17 protein-coding genes are annotated in these 18,970 nt (G+C 69.4%); 7 read left to right on the top strand and 10 right to left on the bottom strand.

Going from position 1 to position 18,970, the window contains the following annotated elements:
- Positions 1 to 118: 118 nt before the first annotated feature.
- Complete coding sequence (locus tag QBE02_RS14250; protein WP_144785841.1) at positions 119 to 1,447, bottom strand: ABC transporter substrate-binding protein; 1,329 nt, start codon at positions 1,445 to 1,447, stop codon at positions 119 to 121.
- Positions 1,448 to 1,685: 238 nt separating this feature from the next.
- Between QBE02_RS14250 and QBE02_RS14245 the strand changes: the two genes are divergently transcribed.
- On the top strand, positions 1,686 to 2,696 hold the full coding sequence (locus QBE02_RS14245) for a LacI family DNA-binding transcriptional regulator (protein ID WP_056230310.1): 1,011 nt from the start codon (positions 1,686 to 1,688) through the stop codon (positions 2,694 to 2,696).
- 52 nt (positions 2,697 to 2,748) lie between these two features.
- On the opposite strand, the gene QBE02_RS14240 is transcribed toward QBE02_RS14245, so the two are convergent.
- The 5 genes from QBE02_RS14240 to QBE02_RS14220 form a co-directional block, all read right to left on the bottom strand.
- Positions 2,749 to 7,407: an ExeM/NucH family extracellular endonuclease gene (locus QBE02_RS14240; protein WP_279366303.1), complete on the bottom strand. Its 4,659-nt coding sequence runs from the start codon at positions 7,405 to 7,407 to the stop codon at positions 2,749 to 2,751.
- A 303-nt stretch (positions 7,408 to 7,710) separates the two neighbouring features.
- On the bottom strand, positions 7,711 to 8,094 hold the full coding sequence (gene rplL / locus QBE02_RS14235) for a 50S ribosomal protein L7/L12 (RefSeq protein ID WP_056230314.1): 384 nt from the start codon (positions 8,092 to 8,094) through the stop codon (positions 7,711 to 7,713).
- Between the two features lie 49 nt (positions 8,095 to 8,143).
- The gene (gene rplJ, locus QBE02_RS14230; protein ID WP_144785843.1) at positions 8,144 to 8,632 is read right to left on the bottom strand and encodes a 50S ribosomal protein L10; all 489 of its coding nucleotides are present in this window, start codon (positions 8,630 to 8,632) and stop codon (positions 8,144 to 8,146) included.
- 142 nt (positions 8,633 to 8,774) lie between these two features.
- The gene (locus QBE02_RS14225) at positions 8,775 to 9,698 is read right to left on the bottom strand and encodes a hypothetical protein (protein WP_279366302.1); all 924 of its coding nucleotides are present in this window, start codon (positions 9,696 to 9,698) and stop codon (positions 8,775 to 8,777) included.
- A gap of 125 nt (positions 9,699 to 9,823) precedes the next feature.
- Positions 9,824 to 10,225 carry a hypothetical protein gene (locus QBE02_RS14220; RefSeq protein ID WP_279366301.1) on the bottom strand — a complete coding sequence of 134 codons (402 nt, stop codon included), beginning with the start codon at positions 10,223 to 10,225 and terminating at the stop codon, positions 9,824 to 9,826.
- 102 nt (positions 10,226 to 10,327) lie between these two features.
- Here QBE02_RS14220 and QBE02_RS14215 point away from each other — a divergent pair, with 102 nt between their 5' ends.
- The 4 genes from QBE02_RS14215 (at position 10,328) to QBE02_RS14200 (ending at position 14,456) form a co-directional block, all read left to right on the top strand.
- Positions 10,328 to 11,008, top strand: coding sequence for a YqaJ viral recombinase family protein (locus QBE02_RS14215; protein ID WP_279366300.1), 681 nt, complete (start codon positions 10,328 to 10,330; stop codon positions 11,006 to 11,008).
- 98 nt (positions 11,009 to 11,106) lie between these two features.
- Positions 11,107 to 12,801 carry an MDR family MFS transporter gene (locus tag QBE02_RS14210; RefSeq protein ID WP_279366299.1) on the top strand — a complete coding sequence of 565 codons (1,695 nt, stop codon included), beginning with the start codon at positions 11,107 to 11,109 and terminating at the stop codon, positions 12,799 to 12,801.
- On the top strand, positions 12,794 to 13,267 hold the full coding sequence (locus QBE02_RS14205; protein ID WP_056230333.1) for a MarR family winged helix-turn-helix transcriptional regulator: 474 nt from the start codon (positions 12,794 to 12,796) through the stop codon (positions 13,265 to 13,267). Before QBE02_RS14210 ends, QBE02_RS14205 begins: the two co-directional genes overlap by 8 nt.
- Before the next feature lie 169 nt (positions 13,268 to 13,436).
- On the top strand, positions 13,437 to 14,456 hold the full coding sequence (locus QBE02_RS14200) for an NADP-dependent oxidoreductase (RefSeq protein ID WP_279366298.1): 1,020 nt from the start codon (positions 13,437 to 13,439) through the stop codon (positions 14,454 to 14,456).
- A 2-nt stretch (positions 14,457 to 14,458) separates the two neighbouring features.
- Here QBE02_RS14200 and QBE02_RS14195 read toward each other — a convergent pair whose 3' ends face one another.
- Positions 14,459 to 15,343: a LysR family transcriptional regulator ArgP gene (locus QBE02_RS14195; protein WP_279366297.1), complete on the bottom strand. Its 885-nt coding sequence runs from the start codon at positions 15,341 to 15,343 to the stop codon at positions 14,459 to 14,461.
- Between the two features lie 69 nt (positions 15,344 to 15,412).
- On the opposite strand from QBE02_RS14195, the gene lysE reads away from it, so the two are divergent.
- Together lysE and QBE02_RS14185 are read left to right on the top strand one after the other, a co-directional pair.
- Positions 15,413 to 16,078 (top strand): L-lysine exporter, encoded by a 666-nt coding sequence (gene lysE / locus QBE02_RS14190; RefSeq protein WP_279366296.1) that lies wholly within the window; start codon positions 15,413 to 15,415, stop codon positions 16,076 to 16,078.
- A gap of 55 nt (positions 16,079 to 16,133) precedes the next feature.
- The gene (locus tag QBE02_RS14185) at positions 16,134 to 16,409 is read left to right on the top strand and encodes an acylphosphatase (protein ID WP_279366295.1); all 276 of its coding nucleotides are present in this window, start codon (positions 16,134 to 16,136) and stop codon (positions 16,407 to 16,409) included.
- A gap of 1 nt (position 16,410) precedes the next feature.
- Here QBE02_RS14185 and QBE02_RS14180 read toward each other — a convergent pair whose 3' ends face one another.
- From QBE02_RS14180 to QBE02_RS14170, 3 genes are read right to left on the bottom strand one after another with little or no spacing between them, the layout of a single operon-like run.
- Complete coding sequence (locus QBE02_RS14180) at positions 16,411 to 17,454, bottom strand: NAD(P)H-dependent flavin oxidoreductase (RefSeq protein WP_279366294.1); 1,044 nt, start codon at positions 17,452 to 17,454, stop codon at positions 16,411 to 16,413.
- 29 nt (positions 17,455 to 17,483) lie between these two features.
- Positions 17,484 to 18,287, bottom strand: coding sequence for an amino acid ABC transporter ATP-binding protein (locus tag QBE02_RS14175; RefSeq protein ID WP_279366293.1), 804 nt, complete (start codon positions 18,285 to 18,287; stop codon positions 17,484 to 17,486).
- Positions 18,274 to 18,939 carry an amino acid ABC transporter permease gene (locus QBE02_RS14170; protein ID WP_279366292.1) on the bottom strand — a complete coding sequence of 222 codons (666 nt, stop codon included), beginning with the start codon at positions 18,937 to 18,939 and terminating at the stop codon, positions 18,274 to 18,276. The genes QBE02_RS14175 and QBE02_RS14170 overlap by 14 nt, the downstream gene beginning before the upstream one ends.
- Positions 18,940 to 18,970: the final 31 nt, after the last annotated feature.

Raw genomic sequence — 18,970 nt, 5'->3', positions numbered from 1 at the left:
CGAACACGCCTTCGTGCTCATCGTTGAGTGCCCGTGTGGTGCGTGCGGGCGGATTAGAAGTATGGACCCGGATGGGCCGCCCGCGTGGCGGGCGGCCCATCGGTGGTGCAGCGGGCGGTTAGTTGTTATAACCGGCCTGAATGTCGCTCAGCACCTGGTCGGTCGGCGTACCGTCGATCCAGCTGACCATGCCCTTCCAGAACGAGCCCGAGCCGACGGTCGCCGGCATGAGGTCCGAGGCGTCGAAACGCAGCGTGGTGTTCGGGTCCTGGACGACCTTCATGGCCTCCTGCAGGAACTCGCTCGAGGCGAGCGAGGGGTCGGCGCCCTTGTTGGCCGAGATCACGCCGCCGAGCTTGACGCGGGCGTTGGCGAAGTCGGGGGTCGACATGAATTCGGCGACCTTCTGGACGTTCGCGTCGTCCGAGAACGTGGTGACGAACTCGCCGCCACCCTCGACCGCCAGCTTGCCCTCGGTCACGCCGGGGAGCAGGAAGGCGTAGACGTCACCATCGGGTGCGACCTTGACGTCGCCGCCCGAGGCGTTCTTGACCGTGAGGAAGTTGGACGACAGGAACGACGCCTGGTGGGTCATCGGGCAGCTGCCGTCGGCGACCTTGGCGGCCACGTCGGCGAAGGCGACCGAGTTGATGCTCTTGACGTCACCGAAGCCGGCGTTGACGTACGACGGGTTCAGGAGGATCTTGCCGGTGGCCTCGAAGGCCTCCTTGATCGGCGCGTCGGTGAACTTGACCTCGTTGGCGACCCACTGGTCGTAGACGTCGGGGCCGGACTGACGCAGGACCATGTCCTCGATCCAGTCGGTGCCGGGCCAGCCCGAGGCGTCCCCCGAGGCGAAGCCCGCGCACCACGGAGCGGCGCCGGTCTTCTGCTGGATGGTCGCCGTGAGGGTCATCAGCTGGTCGAGCGTCTTGGGAACCTCGACGCCCCACTCCTTGAACTTCGCCGGCGAGTACCAGACGTAGCCCTTGAGGTTGGCGAGCATGGGTGCGGCGTAGAACGTTCCGTCTTCGCTGCCGTAGGACTTCCAGTCCTCGCCCCAGTACTGGTCGACGTTCGACGACACGGTGTCGGACGCCTTCTTCACGTCGCCCGTGCCGATGAGGGTCTTGAGCAGACCCGGCTGGGGGACGATCGCGATGTCGGGGGCGTCGCCACCGGTCACCTTGGTGACGATGTTGCCCTCGAAGCTCTTGTCGCCGGTGTAGACGACCTTGATGCCGGTGTCCTTGGTGAACTGGTCGAACGACTGGTTCAGCAGGTCGGCCTCGCTACCGGTGATGCCGCCGGAGATGCGGACGGTCGTCTCGCCTCCGGAACCGCTCGTGCCGCCGCTGTCGCCTTCGGCGCAACCCGCGAGAGCGATCGCACCGACCGCCAACAGCCCGACGGGCGCCAGCAGGCGATACCGCTGTGACATACCCATGTGGTCTCTCCTCTTTGAGTGTCTTGGTGCACCGGATCCCGTCGGGAACCGATTCCAGGCAACCGTAGAGCCAATCCACAAGAGTTGCAACCGGCCGCAGGTCACGAACCGATAACTAGCGGAAAGACGCGGAAAGCGACCGGTATATCGGACCGGGACCGGTTCCACTTTGGGTGATTCTCGGATACTCTTTTCGACGTCGACACGGACGTCGACGCATCACGAGGAAGATCACGGCATGAGCGGAATCGCCGATGTGGCACGCCTGGCCGGCGTGTCCAAGTCGACGGCAAGCCGCGCTCTCACGGGCGGCGGCTACGTCTCCGACCTCACTCGCCAACGCGTCACCGACGCCGCGGCATCCCTCGGCTATGTGCCATCGACGAGCGCGGTGAGCCTCGCGACGGGGCGCACCCGCACGATCGCCCTGATCGTGCCGAAGGTGAACCGCTGGTACTTCGGCTCCATCGTCGAAGGGGTCGAACGCACCCTCATCCCCCTCGGCTACGACGTCACGCTCTACGTGGCCGAGCCGGGGTCCAACGACCGCGAGAGCCTGTACTCCACGTACCTGGCCCGCAAACGGTTCGACGGCATCATCGCCGTCGCCCTCGAGCCGGACGACGCCGACCTCGAACGCCTCGCGAACATCGGCAAGCCGGTGGTGAGCATCGGCAACGCCCTCAGCGGTGTGCCCACCCTCGGTCTCGACAACATCGCGATCACGCGCATCATCACGCAGCACCTCATCGCACTCGGACACACCGACATCGCCTTCGTCGGCAGCACCCCCCGCAGTGACGCCCCCGCGAAAGACGTGGACGAGCGCTCGATCGGGTATCGGAACGCGATGAACGATCACGATCTGGCCGTGCGCATCCGCAGCGTGCCCTCCACCCTGACGATCACCGACGCGTACGCGGCCGCCGCCTCGTTCCTGGCCGACGCGGCCTCGCGTCCCACCGGCGTGGTCGCCGCGTGCGACGAGGTCGCGATCGGCGTGATTATCGCCGCGCGGCGGATGGGCATCTCGGTCCCCACCGAGCTCAGCGTCGTCGGAATCGACGGACACGACTACGCCGAGATGTTCTCCCTCACCACGATCGAGCAGTTCCCGCAGGCGCAGGGTGTCGAGGCGACCCGCCTGCTCCTGTCGATGATCGAGGGGACCGGCGAACCGGCATGGCGGACCGAAGCCGAGACCCGGCTCGTCGTCCGCGCCTCCACCGCTCCCCCGCGCGTGTCCTGAAAAGACGGGACCCCGGATGCCATGGCATCCGGGGTCCCGTCTCTCTCGCTGATCAGTCGGCGCGACGCGTGGCCCGTCGGCGGGACACGAGGCCGAGCCCCAGCAGCGCGAGCGCGGCGAGCACGCCCGCACCCATCCACGTCGTGTCGGCGCCCGTCGTCGGCAGCGAGCCGGACGCCGAGCCCCGACCGGACCCGTTCTGGCCCTGGCCCGCGCCCCCGCCGGCACCGTCACCGGCCGCGGTCACCTGCACGGGCACCACCACGGCGGTCCCGGTGGGCTGCGCGGTCAGGCGCAGCTGCAGGGTCCCGACGGCGTCCGCGGGCACTCCCACGGTCACGGTCGCCGAGCCGTCGACCACCGCGACGCCGGCCGCCGCGGGCGCGGCGAGCGCCGCGACTCGCGCCGACGGGGCGGCGAGGGCCATCGTCCGCGCCGTCGCGCGGGGCGACACCGTCTCGGCGCCGAACGAAGCGTCGAGCGTCGTGTTGGCCGGCGCGCCGAGCGAGGTGAGGTCCAGGTTCGACACCGTCACCGTGAGATCGGTGCCCGGTGCCGCGGCGCGAGCACCCGACACCTGCACGCCACGCGCGGTGAAGTCGGGGGTCAACCCTCGGTTCTCGTCCAGGTACCGGATCCACGCGTCGCGGTCGATGAGACCCGAGTCGCGCGTGTCGGTTCCCTTCGCGAAGACCGAGAAGCTGTCTCCTCCGCCGAGCAGGAAGTTGAACGAGCCCACACGGTACCCCTTCGCCGGGTCGACGGGCACGCCGTCGATCCAGACTCCGGTGATGCGCTGCCCCGCGGGGAGCGCCGCGTCGTAGGTGTAGCGGAGGTTCTCCGAGACACCGAGCGACAGGTTCGCGTTGTCGGCGCGCTTCGAGAAGTCGCCCCACTGCTGCTCGAGGACCTGACGCACCTGGTCGCCGGTGAGGGTCGTGGTCCACAGGTTGTTGAGGAAGGGCAGGACCGCGTTCGCCTCGGCGAGCGTGACCACACCGCCGTCGGTCCCGTAGAGCAACTCGTCGCGCAGGCCGCCCGCGTTGACGAACGAGATCTCGGCACCGCCTCGGTCGGCATCATCCAGCGAGTCGAGCAGCGCGTCGGCCACGAGCCCGCCGAGAGCCGACTGCTTCGTCCGATCGCCGCGCGTGCCACCGGTGTAGACGCCGTCGACGTACGCGCCGCCGCTGAAGGCCGTCGTGATGTCGGCACTGACCGACCCCACCTGCTGCTGTCCGACCACGTCGGCTTCGGCACGGGCCGCCTTCACGATCCCGTCCACCTTCGCGACGCGAGGGTAGGTGCGGACGAGTTCCGCGTCGAGAGCCGCGTTGACGGCCGCGTCCTTGCCCCCGAGGCGCGCGACGTTCCGCGCGGTGTGATTGACCACGTCGCCCTGCGCATCGACGTCGAGCACGATCTGACCGACGTTCTCGCCGTAGTTGCCCGTCTGGACGATCGGGCGCGTGCCCTCACGGCCGGGGATCGGCGCGTCCCACGCGTACAGCTGGTGCGTGTGGCCGGTGAAGATGGCATCCACCTCGGGGGAGGTCTCGTTCACGATCTTCGCGAACGGTCCCCCGGCCGCGACGGCCTGCTCGAGAGTCGTCGTGGCCTGACCGGCACCGGAGCCCTTGTGGTACTGGGCGACGATCACGTCGACCTGGTCGTCGATCTCGGCGACGACGCGATTCACCTCGGCGACGGGCTCGCGGAATTCGATCCCCTGGATGCCGCTGGGCGTGACCAGCGTCGGGGTCGACTCCGTGATGGCTCCGATGACGCCGACGCGCACACCGTCGACCTCGAAGATCGCGTACTCCTGCAGCAGAGGCTTGCCGTCCGCGAAGACGTTCGCGGCCAGGTACGGGAAGTCGGCGAGACCGTCGACGCGATCGGTGAGGTCGTTCGCGCCCTTGTCGAACTCGTGGTTTCCCGCGGCCGAGGCCTTCAGCTCGAGCGCGTTCAGCACGTCGATGGTCGGCTTGTCACCGAAGTACGACGAGGCGAACACCGAGGCGCCGATGTTGTCGCCGTTGGAGATGAACAGCGAGTTCCTCTCGCCGTACTGCGCGCGAACCTGCTCGACGGTCCCGGCGAACCGGACGGTGTTGGCGTCGATCCGACCGTGGAAGTCGTTGATGCCGACCAGGTTCACCTGGGTCGTCGGAGACAGGTCGAGACCCACGATGACCGGGTCGTGATCGCTGGAGCGGTAGGGCGTCGTGTCGTAGAAGTTCAGCGCGTTGTAGTTGTAGCGGCTGTACTCCAGGGCCAGGGCCTCGACGGCGTTGATGTTCCAGATGTCGGCGCCCGTCACCAGCTCGCGCGCGGAGGGCGAGGCCAGCACGTGATCGAGCGAACCCGACTGACCGCTGAACGAGTACGAGTACTTTCCGGTGCCCGCCTCGAGCGGCTCGAAGCCGAAATCGCGCAGCTTCTGGATCGGGTCTTCCTGCGAGTAGGAGTTGAAGTCGCCGAGCAGGAACACGTCGTCGGTGCCGACCGCGGCCGAGCGGGTCTTCGCGAAGTTCCCGAGGGCCTCCGCCTGACGCACCCGATCGCCGTTGAACGCACCCTGGATGCCGTTGGCGTTGTCGCCCGTCGCCTTGGGGTCGCTGTCGCCCTTCGACTTGAAGTGGTTCACGATCGCCAGGATCTTGGCATCCGGGAACGCGACCGGGGCGAACGCCTGCGCGAGCGGTTGGCGTGCGTTGCGGAACGCGGCGTCGTCGAGGATGACGCTGTCGCCGACGGGAGCGGCCACGGCCTTCTTGTAGATGAAGGCCGTGCGGATCACGTCCTCGGTCGCGGGCAGGGCCGCGGGCGAGGGGACGAAGGCCCACTGCTCCGAACCGAGCGCGGCGTTGAGGGCACCGACCAGGGTGGACAGCGCCGCGTCGCGGTTCTTGCCGAACTTCGCGGAGTTCTCGATCTCTTCGAGCGAGACGACGTCGGCACCGAGACCGTTGATGGCGGCGACGATCTTGTCCTGCTGGCGCGTGAGGTTCTCGTCGTTCGCGGCGCCGCGAGGGCCGGGAGCGGGGCACGTGTTCGCCGTGACCGGGTTGCCCGCGCGGTCCTTGTACACCGAGGCGCAGTTGACGCTCGCGGCGGTGGTGGTGAAGTAGTTCAGGACGTTGAAGCTCGAGATCTTCAGATCGCCGCCGACCGGCGCGGGTGCCGTGGTGCGGGTGTTCGCGAAGGTCGCCGGCTGGACCTTCTCCGCGTTGTCGACCGTGAGCTGCTGCGTCGGCTGGAACTTCCAGGTGTTGTTGCGGTAGTCGAGGATGACCGGCTTCGTGAACGTCGTCGGGGCGCCCACGCGCACGGGCTTCGTCAGCGACACGTACGGCAGGGGGATGCCCTTGTTGGCGTCGTTCAGGAAGTTGATCGACGCACCGTCGTCGAGGACGACGCCGCGGGCGGCGTTGTCGGCGACGGCTCCGTCGTAGTCAAGGGTGCCCGGCCGCGCGACGTCGGTGGGAGTGCGCAGCGGCGTGGTGCCGGCAGCGAGGCCGACCTCGGCGTACTGGTTGGTCGAGTACGAGTTCGTGACGGTGAAGTCGCCCTGCGGCGCGAGGAGCATGCCCTCGAAGCGCTCGCGCTCCTCGTCTGTCTTCGGCCACGAGATCTTGGCGGGCTGCACGGCGGCGGCCTGCTCGGTGAGCGCGCTCACCCCCGCGGGCTCGGCGGAGATCTGCGTCTGGCCCGAGAACTCGTCAGCGGTTCCCGTCACCTCGACGTGCTGGCCGATCGCGACCGTGGCGGTCGCGGCCGAGCCGTAGACGAAGATCGCGTCGGATGCCGTGTGCGTCTTCGGATCGATCTCGCCACCGGTACCGGGGGTCTGGATGAAGAAGCCGTTGTAGCCGCCGGTCGGGTACGCGGCGGTCACGATGCCGCGCGTGGTGACGGTCTGGCCGGCGAGCGGCGTGGTTGCGCCGGTGCCCTGGATCTCGCTGATCGGGACGACCGCGCCCGGCGTGACCGGGGGCGCCTGCGTCGCCGAGGCGGACGGCGAGGGCGACGGCGATGCCGAGCCCGACGGGTCGGGGGTGGGCGTGGTCCGGCCCGAGCTCTGCGGCGTGACCGTCGTGGTGTTGGTGAAGTCCTTCGAGTTGTCGTCGGTGTCGACGAAGTCGGTGCGGACGAGAGCGTTGGGCTTGCTGTTGGCCCCGTCGACGATCGCGGGAGCCGTCTCGAAACTCTTGGCCGTGCCGTATCCGAGGAAGTCGACCACACGGGCGTCAGCGACCTTGCCCTCTGCCGGGGCGATCGCCTCACCGACGTTGGCGAGGAAAAGCTGGCCGTTCGTCCCCGAGGGGGTGACGGTCTTGCTGGTCACGTCCGCAGCGGGCAGCTGAGCACCGTTGGCTTCATTCTCGTTGCCCGGAAGAGCGATGAGGTAGTAGCCTCCCGCGGCAATCGAGCCCGTCAGCTTCTGCACGTTACCCGTGCTCACGTTCGCGGTGGCGCGGTACTGGAGCGACCAGCCGCTCAGATCTTGCGCCGTGTCGCCCGCGTTATAGAGCTCGACGAACTTCTTGTTGTAGAAGGCGCCGGCGCTCCCGCCCTTCACGTAGGCCTCGTTGATCACCACCTTCGAGCCGACGGCGGCCGAAGCCGGGAGCGGCACGATCGCTGAGCCGAGCAGGGCGACGCCGAGGGCGGCGCTCAGTGCGGTGGTGAAACGGCGTGCGGACACGCGCGAAGCATCGGAAGGCATGGGTCTCCAAGTACCGGCGCGCGCAAGGCGACGTCGGCGGTGGGGGAATCGACGGGGGGTCTCAACGACCGTAAACGATCCCCATACCCTTTTCCCAGACTTCTTTATTTCGATCAGGTGAACATCGGTTCCTCGTCGCATGAAACCGGGTCTCACACCCGTCCGGGCGCCGGGCCCCCGATCGGCCGACCGCTCCCGACGCTCACGAGAAACGACGAAGGCCCGGATGCCATGGCATCCGGGCCTTCGTTTATCGCGGTGACGCGACCGCTCGAAGCGAGATTACTTCAGGGTCACCGTGGCGCCGGCAGCCTCGAGGGCCTCCTTGGCCTTCTCGGCGGCTTCCTTGTTCGCGCCCTCGAGCACGGCCTTGGGAGCACCATCGACGACGGCCTTGGCCTCGCCGAGGCCGAGCGAGGTGAGCTCGCGGACCGTCTTGATGACCTGGATCTTCTTGTCGCCGGCAGCCTCGAGGATGACGTCGAACGAGTCCTTCTCTTCCTCGGCCTCTGCGGCGCCCGCGCCACCGGCAGCGCCGGCAACGGCGACCGGAGCGGCAGCGGTGACGTCGAACTTCTCCTCGAACGCCTTCACGAACTCGCTGAGCTCGACAAGGGTCAGACCAGCGAACTGGTCGAGCAGCTCGTCAGTGGTGAGCTTCGCCATGATGTTTCTCCTAATAGGTGGGGTTTGTGGGGTGAAGACCGTGCGGGGCTCAGGCAGCCTCGGCGGTCTCCAGCTTCTCGCGGAGGGCGTCGATGGTGGCCGCAGCCTTGCCCATCGTCGCCTTCATCATGCCCGCGGCCTTTGCCAGCAGAACCTCACGGCTCTCCAGGGAGGCGTACTTGTCGACCTCGGCGGCGCTGAGGGCGTTGCCCTCGAAGACGCCACCCTTGATCACGAGAAGCGGGTTCGCCTTGGCGAAGTCACGCAAAGCCTTAGCGGTGGCGACGAAGTCACCGTGCACGAACGCCACGGCCGACGGACCCTTGAGGTCGTCGTCGAGCGCCGTGATCCCCGCGTTGTTCGCGGCGATCTTGGTCAGCGTGTTCTTCACCACGGCGTAGTCCGCGTCCTGACGGATGTTGTTGCGCAGCTGCTTGAGCTGGGCAACCGTCAGACCGCGGTACTCGGTCAGCAGGACGGCGTTCGAGCTCTCGAAGTTCTTCGTGAGCTCGGCGACCGATGCATCCTTCTGCGCCATGGTCACTCCTTGATGGGTACGAGGCGCTCCGCGATGACGGGGCGCCGGCCGAAGACACCGGGGTCTGGACAAAAAGAAGAGCTCCGGCGCAGGCGCACGGAGCTCGGAAGAGATTCGTTTACCTGCGTAGGTCCTCTGCGTTTCAGCAGACGCTTCGATCGACGTGCGAGCACGACGATGACCGACGGTCTTTGGCTTGACCCCCACTGTACCCGATCCCCCACGCCCTCGCCACTCCGCGCCCCTCGCCGCCCGCCCGTGACGGCACCCGAGCGTCGAGACCGCACCCGATCGTCGAGGCCGCACCCGTTTGCCCGCACACGAATGCACCTTCGTCAGACGAGTGCGTCCTGACGGCGGCGTCGCCGACCGCCGGGGAGTCACCGCGGCGGATGCACACCGAAAGCGAACAGGCGCGCAGCAAGCGTCTCCGGTGTCGCGATGTCCGCGAAGCCCAGCGGCACAGCCGCCATTGCGTGACGCCCCGGATCCAGTCTTCGCGGCGCTTCTCCTCGAGCACCACGTCCTCGATCGAGCGCCCCTGCCTCATCGCGACGTCGCGGTACTTCACCTCGCCGTCGAACTCCCAGAAGGTGCGGACCTGACGCAGCCCGATATCGACGAAGTAGTCCGAACCTCGCGGCCCGGCGACGGCCACCTGCAGATCGAGGTCACGGAAGCCGAGCCGATGCAGCTGGAGCCGACTCACGCTCTCTCCGGGCAGCTCCGCACGACCGTCGGCGAACTCGACGACCCAGCTCGCGTCACGCACCCCTCGCTGCCCCCGCGCACGGGCGACACGCTCCCGCAGGCGCTGACGCCAGGCGTCCTGCACATCGGCACGCAGCCGCCGACGTTCCACCGCGGCGCGACGAAGAGCCCCGTCGACGCACGACAAGGCCATCTCCCGCGTCTCGGTCCGAGAGACGTCGAACACCGTCCGCTCGATCGAGGTGCACCGGATGCCGTCGACGTCGACGACATCGTCCTCGTCCAGAGCACTGGTGTGCCGGCGGACGTACGACCCGCTGGGCGGATGCGCAGAGCGGGGGACCACCATCTGCACGCGCTGCTCCCGGAATCGGTACAGCGGAAGACCATGGAGCACCGCAGCGGAAAGGTGGGAGACGACCGCATGCCGACGGCGGCGGCACCCCGGCGACGGCGACGACACCCCCGCGGGGCGCCGCGTCAGGAGACGCGAGGCTCGGGCAGCAGGGCGCGGGTCATGCGCACGATGCGCGAGGGCGTGCGGGCGCCGAGCCACACCGTGCAGAGGGGTGCGTCTCCGCAGGCCCACTCGGCGCACCACGCGTGGATCGCCTGTGCCAGCCGCTCGCCGCGCGGGCGCAGCTCACCGTCGAGCGTCCGGTCCAGCCAGCTCACCCGGCCGGCCCCGGTGTCGAACGGTTCGATCTCCACCGCGCCGCACACCTCGACCAGCACGGTCGCGTGCACGTGGGGCGACAGCGCCCCGGCGATCCGACGCATCTCAGTGACGTTCCGGGCGTCTCCGCCGAGCAGGACGACCCCCTCCAGGTCGCGCCAGAGCCCCCCGTCGGGGCGGCGCAGAGAGGACGATTCCGAATCCATGCAGACAACTTAGGTCACCCTTACCTGCGGCACAAGACCCCGGATGCCGACGCGCCGCGCCTCGCATGCGCTCCACGGGCGAGCGGGGTTAGGGTCGAACGCATGTCCCCCGAGCTCGTCGCATCGCGTAGCGCCGACCTCGACGCCCGCATCGTCGCGGACTCGCGCGATCGCGTCGCCTGGATCCGCGCGCGCAGCCGGGGCATCACCGCGACCGACGTCGCCACGCTGACCAGCCCCAAAGCCATCGCACGGGCGGCGGATGCCAAGCTCATGGGCTCGAACTTCTCGGGCAACGCCTTCACGGCCCACGGTCGGCGTCGCGAGCCCGAGATCGCCGCCTGGGTGGCGGCGACCCACGGCATCCGCCCCTCCTCGGCGCTGTATCACGCGGTCGTCGAGAAGCGTCATCTCGCGACCCCCGACGGTGTCGTCGTCGACGGCGAGGGCCGCATCGTGCTCGCCGAGATCAAGACGACGAACAAGGCGTGGCGCTCGATCCCGAAGACCTACATGCGTCAGATCTGGTGGCAGCAGCACGTGCTGGGCGCCGAGCGCACCCTCGTCGCCTGGGAGCAGCACGACGGCTTCGTCCCCCTGCACGACGAACCGCGGTGCCAGTGGATCGATCGAGACGACCGCGAGATCGCCAAGCTCGTGGGCCTCGCGACCTCGCTCATCGACGAGCTCTACCGCCGCACGATGGAGGCGCGCCAGCCGCGCCCTGAACCGGTCCGTCCGGAGCCCACGGAGAGGTACCGCGCTCTCGCTCTCCTCGATTAATGGTTGACGCAAGTCAATCAATAGGCGTATCGTTGACATCAGTCAACTAATCGCGCCATCGTCGTCGCGGCATCCGTCCCCTTTCGTGGAGCTCCCGCATGACAACCTCTTCTCTCGAGGCGCCCGCCCAGCGGCGCGTCCTCCCGGCCCTCATCGGCCTGCTGCTCGGCACCTTCGTGTCGATGCTCGCCTCCACCGTCGTCTCGACGTCGCTGCCGGTCATCGTGCACGACCTATCGGGCGACCAGAACGCGTACACCTGGGTCATCACCGCGACCCTGCTCACCACCGCGATCTCGACCCCGATCTGGGGCAAGCTCGCCGACCTGTTCAACCGCAAGGTGCTCATCCAGATCGCCATCGCGATCTTCGTACTCGCCACCGCCGCCGCCGGGTTCTCGCAGAACACCGACATGCTGATCGGGTTCCGCGCGGTGCAGGGTCTCGGCGCCGGCGGCCTCGCCGCCCTGAGCCAGGTGATCATGGCCGACATCATCAGCCCACGCGAGCGTGGCCGGTACATGGGCCTCTTCGGCGCGGTGATGGCCGTCGCCACGGTCGGCGGCCCCCTGCTCGGCGGTGTCATCACCGACGCCTTCGGATGGCGCTGGAACTTCTTCGTCGCCCTCCCCTTCGCCGTCGCCGCCCTGCTGATCCAGCAGCGCACGCTGCACCTGCCCGTCCGTGCCGCCCGCAAGGTCAAGATCGACTACCTCGGCATCGTGCTGCTCTCGGCCGCCGTGTCGCTGCTGCTCATCTGGGTCACCAACGCCGGCAGCACCTTCGAGTGGGCCAGCACCGAGACCGTCCTCATGGTCGGCGGGGCCGTCGTGGCCGCGATCCTCTTCGTGGTCGTCGAGCTGCGCTCCTCCGAGCCCCTCGTGCCGCTGACGCTGTTCCGTGACGCCACCTTCACCCTCGCCACGATCGCCTCGATCGCGACGGGCCTGGCGATGTTCGGCACCTCGGTGTTCCTCAGCCAGTACATGCAGATGGCACGTGGTGCCACGCCCACCGAGGCCGGCGTCATGACCATCCCGATGATCGGCGGCCTGCTCGTCTCGTCGATCGTCGTCGGTGCGCTCATCTCGCGCTTCGGTCACTGGAAGCCGTTCCTCATCGCCGGCGGCGTGCTGCTGATCGCGGGAACGTTCCTGCTGTCGACCGTCCACTACGACACCAACTTCGCCCTCGTGTCGCTCTACATGGCCCTGCTGGGCGCCGGCGTCGGCATGACGATGCAGAACCTCGTGCTCATCGTGCAGAACACCGCCAACCCGTCGCAGATGGGTGCCGCGAGCTCGGGCGTGACGTTCTTCCGCAGCCTCGGCGGCACGATCGGCGTCTCGGTCATGGGCGCGGCCCTGGCGAGCATGGCGACCAGCCTGTTCACCGACCGCGCCGCGGACCTGAAGGCCGCCATCGTCGCCCTCGGCGCCGACGGAGCCGCGGTCGCGCAGAACCTGCAGTCGGGAGCCATCCCGCAGGTCTCGGCCCTCCCCGAGGGCGTGCGCGTCATCGTCGAGGACATCTACGCCCAATCGATCGCGCACTCGTTCCTCATCGCGGTGCCCGTCGCGGTGGTGAGCCTCATCGCGATCCTGTTCCTGCCGAACCGCCCCCTGACCCGCATGACGACCACCGAGCGCGTCGCCGCGAGCGAGGCCGACTTCGCCACCGTGTCCGTCCCCGAGGCCATGGCGACGCTCTCCGCCACCGGCACCATCCCGACACAGGATGCCGGCTCCCCGCGCCGTGCACGCCGTGAGGCCGAGATGGGAGAGGATGGCTGACGTGACGAGCGATAAGGACGACGAGCGCCGCGAGGCCGTACAGGCCCTGGAATCGTCGTTCTCGGAGCTCATGACCGTGTTCCGCCGCTTCGTCTCCGAGGCGGCGGAACGCGTGAGCCCGGGAATGCTGCCGGCGACGTTCAAGGCCCTCTCGGTCGTCAGCCGCTTCGGGCCGCTCACCCTCTCGGCCCTGGCCGAGCGTCTGGCCGCCGACAAGGGGTTCCTCAGCCGCTCGATCACCGAGCTCGAAGACCTCGGCCTCGTCACCCGCACGCCGGACCCCACCGACCGCCGCTCGCGGCTCATCGCCGTCACCGAGGTCGGTCACGCGCGCCTCGCGGAAGCTCGCGCCCCTCACGAGAGCCGCTTGTTCGACGCGATCGCCGACTGGACGATCGACGACATCCGCCACCTCTCCACGCTGCTGCACGCTCTCGCCGTCGGCGAAGTTCCCGTCCGCGACTGACCGCGCGCGCGGCTTCACTGTTGCGCACGGGACGACGGGGATGGATGCCGCGGACCCGGGCTTCGCGACACGGTGACCGAGGCGTAACACCGCCGAGACAATCCCGGGGTTGACTGTGGGGACCGCGGCGAGGTCGCCGCGGAGCGACCGCAGCGAGAGAGAGCGCCCGATGAGATTCCGATCGACGCGTCCCGAGACCGCCCTTCAGCCCGTCCCCCCGGTTCCCGAGACGATGCGTGCGGTGGTCCTCGACGCCCCGGGCGCGGCCGACGCCCTCCGCGTGGCGGAGGTCGCCGTGCCCGTTCCGGTGCTCAGCGAGGTGCTGGTCCGGGTGGTCGCCGCCGGGATCAATCCCATCGACGCGAAGACCCGCGCCGGGCGCGGTCTGTCCGGGGCGATCTCGTCGTGGCCCGCCGTCCTGGGTCTCGACGTCAGCGGCGTGGTCGTGCGGGCACCGTTCGACGCGCACCCCTTCCCCGTCGGCACCGAGGTCTACGGCATGGCCACCGTGCCGCGCACGAGCGGGTCGTACGCCGAGTACGTCGTGGTGCCCACCCTCTCGCTCGCGCGCAAACCGGCGTCGCTCTCGCACGTCGAGGCCGCCGGGGTTCCGGTGGCCGCGCTCACCGCGTGGGGCATCGTCGTCGAAACGGCCCTCGCGCACCAGGGCCAGCGCATCCTCGTGCACGCGGGAAGCGGCGGTGTCGGCCACTTCGCGGTGCAGTTCGCCGCCTATTTCGGGGCTCACGTGATCGCGACGGGCTCCCCGCGCAACCTGGACTGGCTCCGAGAGCTCGGGGCCGCCGAGGTGATCGATTACACCTCCGTCCGGTTCGAAGAGGTCGTCGACGATGTCGACGTCGTGATCGACCTGATCGGCAACGTCTCCGACGACACGGGGACGCGGTCCCTCGAGGTGGTGCGCCCGGGCGGACTCCTCATCGAGGTGCCCACCGGAGCCTGGCCCGGCTTCCGCGAGGCGGCCGCGGAGCGCGGCATCCGCTCCACCGATTACAAGACGATCCCCGACGGCGGGGCTCTCGCCACGATCACCCGCCTCCTCGATTCCGGTGCGGTGCGCGTATACGTCGAGCACGTCTTCGAGCTCGACGACGCCGACGCTGCGCACACCGAGCTCGAACGCGGGCACACCCGCGGCAAGATCGTGCTCAGCGTCAGCGACGACTGACCTCAGCCCGCGAGCATCCGGCGCCCCTCGTCGACGACCTCGTCGGCCACCTCGTCGAGCAGGGGCGAGGTGAGGTTCCACTGCTGCCAGTAGAGCGGAACGTCGATCGGATCGTCGCCGAGTCGTACGAGTTCGCCCGCGCGCAGCGCCGCGTCGGATTGGAACCCCGGAAGCAGTCCCCACCCGAGGCCCAGCTGGACGGCCGTCGCGAAATCCTGGGACGCCGGGACCCGGTGCCGGGGCGGAGCCGCCGCGGGGACCCCGCGGCGCGCGAGCCACTGCGTCTGCAGGTCGTCGCGTCGATCGAAGTCGACCACGGGGGCGGCGCTCAAGGCCGCGACGTCGACGCCGGATGCGAACCATCTCGCGGCGAACGAGACGGTGGCCACCGCTTCGTACCTCAGCACCCCGAGCGGGCGCACGCGGCACCCGGCGACGGGGGCCTCGCGCGAGGTGACCGCGGCCATCACCGTCCCCGACTCGAGCAGCCCCGCGGTGAAGTCCTGATCGTCGCGGTGGAGGTCGAAGACGACAGCGCGCCGCTCCCCCACGCGCGCCAGCGGCGGGAGGAACCAGGTCGCGAGCGAGTCGGCGTTGACGGCGAGGGGCACGGATGCCACCGCCCCACCCTCGGCGCCGATCGCGGCGAGGGCATCGTGCTCGAGCAGGGCGAGCTGTCGGGCCAGGCGCACGACCGCGTCGCCGGCCTCGGTGGTGCGCACGGGCTTGCTGCGCACGAGGACCACCCGCCCGAGCTGGTCCTCGAGAGCCCGCACACGTTGACTCACGGCCGAGGGGGTGACGTGCAGGCGTCGGGCTGCGGCATCCAGGGTCCCCTCTTCGACCACGATGGCGAGGGTGCGGGCGAGATCGAGGGGAATCGACATGAAGGAATGCTAATGGTCCTGAATAATCCTGAGCTGGCCTACGTCATAGCGGCGCTCTAACGTCGAGACGTGCTCACCCCTCTGCTCGCCGGCCTCGGCCTCGGCTTCTCGCTCATCATCGCCATCGGCGCGCAGAACCTCTTCGTCCTGCGACAGGGCATCCGCCGCGAGCATCTGCTCGCCGTCGTCGCCGTCTGCGCGCTCTCGGACGTGGTCCTGATCCTGCTGGGGGTCTCGGGCATCGGCTTGGTGCTGAACGCCGTGCCGTGGCTCATCGTCGTCGTGCGATGGGCGGGAGCGGCGTTCCTGCTCGGATACGGCCTCCTCGCCGCCCGGCGCGCCCTGCGCCCCAGCGGCGCGACGCTGCACCTCGACGCCGGCGCCCCGGCCTCCCCTCCGGCTCGGGATGCCGGGAACACGACGGTCCGCACCCGCCCGGCGCGGACGACCCTCGCCACCGCCGTGCTCACCTGCCTCGCCCTGACCTGGCTCAATCCGCACGTCTACCTCGACACGGTGTTCCTGCTCGGATCGGTCGCCTCGACGCACGGTGACGGACGCTGGGCCTTCGCGGCGGGTGCGTGCGCTGCGAGCCTCGTGTGGTTCTCGGCGCTCGGCTACGGGGCCCGGTACCTCGGCCGCTGGCTCGACACTCCCCGCGCGTGGCGCATCCTCGACGGCATCATCGCCGTGGTGATGTGCGCGATCGCCGTCTCGCTCGTGCTCCCCCACTGAGACCGCCGAGACCGCTCGGTCGGCGGATCGGCCGCCGCTCGGGGAGAATGGGCCGATGCGAACGGCGACGATGACGGTGAGCGGCCGCGTCCAGGGTGTCGGCTTCCGGTACACCCTTCGGGCCGAGGCCGAGCGGCTCGGTGTCGGCGGGTGGGTGCGCAATCGCCGCGACGGCTCGGTCGAGGCGTTCCTCGCCGGAGACCCCGACGCCGTCGAGACGGTGATCGCCTGGGCGCACGACGGACCGGCCGGAGCCCGCGTCGACGACGTCGACGTGATCGAGGGCACCGGGGAGTCGGCATCCGGATTCGAGATCCGCCCCACGGCCTGAGTCAGCCGGGCAGGCCCGCCCGCAGTTCGTCGATGACGTCCGCGGCGTCATCCAGGCGGGACAGACCGGCCGACTGCCCCGCCCACAGCGATACGAGATCGCCGTCACCGCGCGCCGTCGCCGCGGCGCGGAACACCCCGGTGAGCCAGTTCTGCGCCGGGAAGGGGGCGATCAGGCCCGAGGCCTCGATCTCGCGCATGGCACGGTTCGGGATGCCACGCGCCAGCCGCCCGCTCATGGCGCACGTGAGCACCGTGTCGGTGTCGGCCGCCGCCGAGATCGCCTCGCGGTGCGCCGCGGTGGCCGCCGACTGACGGGTACGCAGGAACGCGGTCCCGACCTGCACGCCCTCCGCCCCGAGCGCGAAGGCCGCTGCCACCCCGCGACGATCGGCGATCCCGCCCGCCGCGATCACGGGGATGTCCACGGCGTCGACGACCTGCGGCACGAGAGCGAACGTGCCGACGAGCGACGACGACGCCTCCCGCAGGAACGACACCCGGTGTCCTCCCGCCTCCGAACCCGTCGCGACGACGGCGTCGACACCCGCCGCCTCGAGGGCGACGGCTTCGGCGACCGTGGTCGCGGTGCCGATCACGCGGATCCCACGCTCCCTCGCGGCGTCGAGGGTGTCGGCATCCGGGATCCCGAAGACGACGCTCAGCACGTCCGGACGCGCCTCGAGGACCGCGTCGAGCTGCGCGGCGATCGGCGGGAGGAAAGATGCCGGGGGTTCCGGCAGCTCGACCCCGGCCGCGGCGAACAGGGGTGCCGCGGCGTCGAGGAACGGCCGCACGTCCAGGTCGGCGGGACACACCTCGTCACCGCGCGGAAGCCACAGGTTGACCGCGACGGGACGCGGCGTGGACGCTCGCAGCTGCGCCACGGTCTCGTGGATGCGATCGGGCGCATATCCGTAGAGGCCGTACGAGCCGAGCCCTCCCCCATCGCTCACCGCCGCGGTCAGCGCGATCGACGACAGCCCGCCGAAGGGACCGAGGACGAGAGGGAGATCGATGCCGAGCAGGGTCTCGAGGCGGCTCATGCCTCGACGCTACTCCGCCCGACAGGAGGTCACGCGTGATCGGCGTCCGAGGGGTCGGGTCCCTCGAGGGGACGCAGCAGCCGGTTGAGGAAGCGCTGCGTGCGCTCCTTCTTCGGCTGGCGCAAGAGCTCCGACGGAGCACCGCGCTCGACGATGACCCCCTCGTCGAAGAACAGGACCTCGTCGGCGACCTCGCGGGCGAAGCCGAGTTCGTGGGTGACGATGACCATCGTCCACCCCTCGTTCGCGAGTTCGCGCAGGACGGTGAGGACCTCGCCCACGAGCTCGGGGTCGAGGGCGCTCGTCGGCTCGTCGAACAGCAGCAGAGAGGGCTGCAGGGCCAGAGCGCGCACGATGCCCACGCGCTGCTGCTGGCCACCGGACAGCTCGGACGGATACGCGTCGCGCTTGTCCGACAGACCCACGCGCGCCAGCAGCGTCTCGGCGCGGGCGATCGCCTCGGCCTTGGGCACGCCGTGCGCCTGGATCGGGCCCTCGATGACGTTCTGGATGACCGTCAGATGCGGAAAGAGGTTGTGGTGCTGGAAGACCATCGCCGAGCGATCGCGCAGGGCGGTGCGCTCGCTCTTGGACACCTTGCGCGAGAAGTCCACGACCGGTCCCCCGTCGAACGCCACCACACCGGCATCCGGGGTCTCTAGGCCGTTCAGGCAACGCAAGACCGTGGTCTTTCCCGAGCCCGAGGGGCCGATCAGGACGAGCACGTCGCCGCGGCGGACCTCGAGGTCGACGCCGTCCAACACGCGGTTCGTGCCGAAGCTCTTCTGCAGGCCCGAGACGGCGAGCAGCGGGGCGGTGTCAGTGGGCGACATGGCGGTCCAGCCTCTTTTCCAGGGCGTTCTGCCCGAACGACAACACCAGGCAGAACAACCAGTAGATCAGCGCGGCTTCGAGGTACACCGCCATGAACTCGTACGAGAAGGCCGCGATGGCCTGCGCTTGGCGGAAGAGCTCGGTGACGAGGATGAGGGATGCCAGCGAGCTGTCCTTCACGAGCGAGATGAACGTATTCGACAGGGGCGGCACCGACACGCGAGCGGCCTGCGGGAGGATGATGCGCGTCAGCGTCTTGCGCGGCGAGAGCCCCACCGTGTGCGCCGCCTCCCACTGCCCGCGCGGGACCGACAGGATCGCGGCGCGGATCACCTCAGCCGCGTACCCGCCGACGTTCAGCGAGAAGGCGATGACCGCGGCGGGGAAGGGATCGATCGTGAGGCCGAGCGAGGGAAGACCGTAGAAGATCACGAACAGCTGCACCAGCAGGGGCGTGCCGCGGATGATCGAGATGTAGAACCGGGCGACGCCCGACAGCACCACGTTCCGCGACAGCCGCAGCAACGCCATGGCCAACGCGATCACGAGACCGATCGCGAACGAGGCCAGGGACAGCGGGATCGTGCCCGTGATGCCGGCCAGAACCATCGGCCAGAACGAGTCGATGAGCAGGGTCCAGATGTCGTTCATGGGCCTCCTTCCTCACGCGCAAGCGGATCAT

It is taken from the genome of Microbacterium testaceum (assembly GCF_029761935.1).
GTDB lineage: Bacteria > Actinomycetota > Actinomycetes > Actinomycetales > Microbacteriaceae > Microbacterium > Microbacterium testaceum_A.
Note: the sequence above shows the minus strand (reverse complement) of the source record. Positions and strands in the feature narration are given on the sequence as shown.

Excerpts from the sequence above, each read along its gene's own strand:
- QBE02_RS14245 (WP_056230310.1), top strand. The coding sequence starts at position 1,686 with ATGAGCGGAATCGCCGATGTGGCACGCCTGGCCGGCGTGTCCAAGTCG.
- QBE02_RS14180 (WP_279366294.1), bottom strand. The coding sequence starts at position 17,454 with ATGAGCCGCCTCGAGACCCTGCTCGGCATCGATCTCCCTCTCGTCCTC.
- QBE02_RS14185 (WP_279366295.1), top strand. The coding sequence starts at position 16,134 with ATGCGAACGGCGACGATGACGGTGAGCGGCCGCGTCCAGGGTGTCGGC.
- QBE02_RS14250 (WP_144785841.1), bottom strand. The coding sequence starts at position 1,447 with ATGGGTATGTCACAGCGGTATCGCCTGCTGGCGCCCGTCGGGCTGTTG.
- QBE02_RS14215 (WP_279366300.1), top strand. The coding sequence starts at position 10,328 with ATGTCCCCCGAGCTCGTCGCATCGCGTAGCGCCGACCTCGACGCCCGC.
- rplJ (WP_144785843.1), bottom strand. The coding sequence starts at position 8,632 with ATGGCGCAGAAGGATGCATCGGTCGCCGAGCTCACGAAGAACTTCGAG.
- rplL (WP_056230314.1), bottom strand. The coding sequence starts at position 8,094 with ATGGCGAAGCTCACCACTGACGAGCTGCTCGACCAGTTCGCTGGTCTG.
- QBE02_RS14195 (WP_279366297.1), bottom strand. The coding sequence starts at position 15,343 with ATGTCGATTCCCCTCGATCTCGCCCGCACCCTCGCCATCGTGGTCGAA.
- QBE02_RS14170 (WP_279366292.1), bottom strand. The coding sequence starts at position 18,939 with ATGAACGACATCTGGACCCTGCTCATCGACTCGTTCTGGCCGATGGTT.
- QBE02_RS14200 (WP_279366298.1), top strand. The coding sequence starts at position 13,437 with ATGAGATTCCGATCGACGCGTCCCGAGACCGCCCTTCAGCCCGTCCCC.
- QBE02_RS14205 (WP_056230333.1), top strand. The coding sequence starts at position 12,794 with ATGGCTGACGTGACGAGCGATAAGGACGACGAGCGCCGCGAGGCCGTA.
- QBE02_RS14210 (WP_279366299.1), top strand. The coding sequence starts at position 11,107 with ATGACAACCTCTTCTCTCGAGGCGCCCGCCCAGCGGCGCGTCCTCCCG.
- QBE02_RS14175 (WP_279366293.1), bottom strand. The coding sequence starts at position 18,287 with ATGTCGCCCACTGACACCGCCCCGCTGCTCGCCGTCTCGGGCCTGCAG.
- QBE02_RS14220 (WP_279366301.1), bottom strand. The coding sequence starts at position 10,225 with ATGGATTCGGAATCGTCCTCTCTGCGCCGCCCCGACGGGGGGCTCTGG.